This window comes from Lacinutrix salivirga (assembly GCF_053604675.1).
In genome coordinates this window covers 1-3,262 of record NZ_JBSHNP010000069.1, presented here as the reverse complement: position 1 = coordinate 3,262, position 3,262 = coordinate 1, and the positions used below count along the sequence as shown (strand labels likewise).

3 protein-coding genes are annotated in these 3,262 nt (G+C 28.2%); all 3 read left to right on the top strand.

What is annotated here, in order from left to right; genetic code table 11:
- Window positions 1-2,028: hypothetical protein (locus ACVC5O_RS02735; RefSeq protein WP_452219932.1), on the top strand; the 2,028-nt coding region annotated here is incomplete at its 5' end.
- On the top strand, window positions 2,018-2,272 hold the full coding sequence (locus ACVC5O_RS02730; RefSeq protein ID WP_452219931.1) for a hypothetical protein: 255 nt from the start codon (window positions 2,018-2,020) through the stop codon (window positions 2,270-2,272). The genes ACVC5O_RS02735 and ACVC5O_RS02730, both read left to right, overlap by 11 nt.
- 211 nt (window positions 2,273-2,483) lie before the next feature.
- A complete protein-coding gene (locus ACVC5O_RS02725; protein WP_452219930.1) occupies window positions 2,484-2,987 on the top strand; it encodes an SMI1/KNR4 family protein in 504 nt (167 codons plus the stop codon).
- The last annotated feature ends 275 nt before the right edge of the window (window positions 2,988-3,262 follow it).

Here is a 3,262-nt window from a genome sequence, read left to right as displayed (position 1 = left end):
ACCTTAAAGAAAAACAAGCCAAACCTATTTAGCGATTTTCATTATATAAACTACATAAGCACACAAAAATCTCGCGTAGAAGTTAAAGATAGAGAAACAGAGGAGCTGTTTATTGCAGAATATATTACAGACGTTCCATTTTCCGTAACAGAAGATAGCGGACAAAAACGTAACTTACTATTATACGCAGAACTTAATAAAAAAATAGCGAATGTAAGAACAGACATAACAATAACAAGAATTAATATAGAACCCAAAAAAAGAAAAATAAACTATAATATATTATTTGTTTATGAAGGTTTTGATGGCAGAAAAAACAGTTCCGACAGATCAGACATTAATAGAGTGGCTATAAAAATGAGCACTCATTTTTATAACGATTATAAGGCGGCATATACCTATTTAGGCTACAAAAATAAGCAGATAGAAGAAGATGTTTTTAATAAGTTTACTAAGGCCTTTTCAGATTCTGAAAATGATACTTTTGATTTAGCCTTTATATACAACCAAGCACCAAATTTTGTATTACAAAAGCGTAACACACAATTACTTTGGAAAGATTTATTTACATTACTAAAAGGCTTTGTCTTAGAAAGTAAAGAAAAAGCCATATTAAAAGTATTACAAGCATTAGCAATAGATGAAGCTAATATAAATTATAAAAATAAAGAAGAAAAACAAAAATTCACAGACACAATAAACGTGTTTTTTCAAACCTTAATGTTGCAAAAAAATGGTGTAAGTGTTTTTGAAAAACTATACGATAAACTTAACAATTATGGTTTCGGAGACAATAATTTTACCAAGTTAATAAACACTTTATATGCCTTTTGGAAATTAAGTGACTTCACAGACCCAAATTATTATAGAAATAAAAACGAATATCAAGGAGGACCAGAAACTTTACCATACCAAAACACTAAAATTTTAGGCTTTTATAATAACAACTTCGAGTTTAATTTTATAAAAGAACAATCCAGACTTAAAATAAAAGCAATAAAAGAAGAAGTTACTTTTGAGAAAAACAAATATTCCAGACGACCACGTAAAAAAGTAACAAAGACTGAAGTTGCAACCTATAACTTATTTCATCCAATACAATTGGCAGAACTGCCAGAAACCGGAGTAATAAAAGTACCAGATAAAATAGTGCCAGCTTTTTTTTTAAAAGCCATGGACGATTTAAATAAGTGGAGCAATTTAGAAGATGGTATTTTGCTAACCGTAGATGTAGTAACAACACTAACAGGTGTAGGTAATTTATATAAATTAAGGCATTTGCGCCATTTAACAAAGCTTAAAAATGTTAAACCACTAACCACATTATTTAAAGTTAAAACGGCAGTAAGCATTGTTGAGGTTACAGCAGGTACACTAAATATCATACTAAAATTGGCAAATAGCGATAATGAGTTTGCTCAAAAATTACAGCAATATTTATTTTGGTTGGAGTTGGCAAGTCTTGGTACAGATGTTGTAGTAGAAAAACTGTTGAAGAAGTCTGCTAAAGAGGCTTTAGAAAAAGCTAATAATTTAGTTGATAAGAAAATAATTGAACATTTAAAAGAAACTTCAGGTTATAAAGAGTTATTTTCCAAAATAAAAGGAAAGCCTGTAGATTTAAAATTATTAAAGAAACTACAGAATGAGTTTAAAAAAATTGGAGGAGATTTGAGGTTTGATGAAGAATCTTTTGCATATTGTAAAGCTAGAGAGAAAGTTCTTGGTACAGAAATTGAGGCGGTTAATTTGTCAGATGATTTAATTATGCTTAATAAAACAGCAACAAAATCTGCTGTTTATGAGGAGTTAATTCATGCTAATCAACATCGTTCAGGAAGATTTAAACAAGCTTTAGATAAGTATAAAAACAATGAACTCGTTATAAACTTATTGGAAAAAGAAGCTGCTGAAGAATTACTTTTAAATCTGAAAAAATGGGACTTACCTAAAGAAGAAATAGAAGTAATTAAAGAACGATTAGAATATTTTAAAATAGAATTAAAAAGATTAAATTATGAAGAATAAAATAAAAATTATAGATTTTTTTGAATTTAAAGATGGTAAAATAGTTTTCTTTATTGAGCTGTTAGGAGGATATTTTAATATTGAAGATGTTTTTGTAAATAACAAGAACAGTTTAAAATTTCAAATAAAAGGTATAGGAATGGAAAATCTACCTTCAAGTGATAGTAAATCAATATTAATTGAGCTTTTAAATACCAATATTAACGTTTCGGAGTTTAAGGATAAGGAATTTATTAAAGAATAATTTTTAAAAGCCGTTTTTGTTAATTAGAACTTGCAAGCCTTGGTACAGACTTTGTGGTAGAAAACTGATGAAGAAGTCTGCTAAAGACGCATTAGATGTTGCAGATATAGCAGGAGATATTAGAACCCGATAGCGCGGATTTGTAATCCGTGCCTACAAGAGTAATAGTAATAACTAGAATTTGGATTAGAAAAACTTTAAAACAATAATTATGAGATTTTTGAGTAAAATATATAAAAATTTAAGAGACAATAAAACGGAACTATTAGGTTGCTCTTCAGATGAAATTAAAAAAATTGAACAAGAGATAGAATTTTCTTTACCGAAATCTTATTTAGAGTTTTTAGAAATAATGGGTAAAGGAATGTTGAAAGATATAGAAACACCTAATTATTATGACTATGGAACTTTTAAAGGAACATATATCTTTTATGATAGTATTTTAAAGCATAAAGAATGGCTGATTAATCAATTAAATGAATATAATCGTCAAGATTTGGCTGAAAAAATTACAGAAACCGAATTCATATTTTACGATCATCAAGGATATTTATTTGCTTTTTTTAAGTTAGATGAAGGAGATAACCCTCCAGTTTATGGTTATGAGGAAGGATACGAAGGAGATAGTTTTCCAAAAATTGCAGATTCTCTATCAAGCTTTTACGAACGACATCTAGAAGGGGATAAAACACTTTTTAGTGAATTAAGAGTTTAAACTTTTACTAAAGTTAAGTAATATAAAGCCATTTCAATAAAAGAAGTGGCTTTTTTTATTGATTAGAGTTAGCAAGTCTTGGTACAGATGTTGTAGTAGAAAAACTGTTAAAGAAGTCTGCTAAAGAGGCATTAGATGAAGTAGATGATTTATTTAAATTGTCAAAAGAAACCTATAAAGACAAGCGTATTTTAGAAATAAAAGAGCATCTTGATGATGTTTTAGGTTTAATAAAAAAAGAAACTAGAGTTTTTCAAGGAACTAAATACGAAATT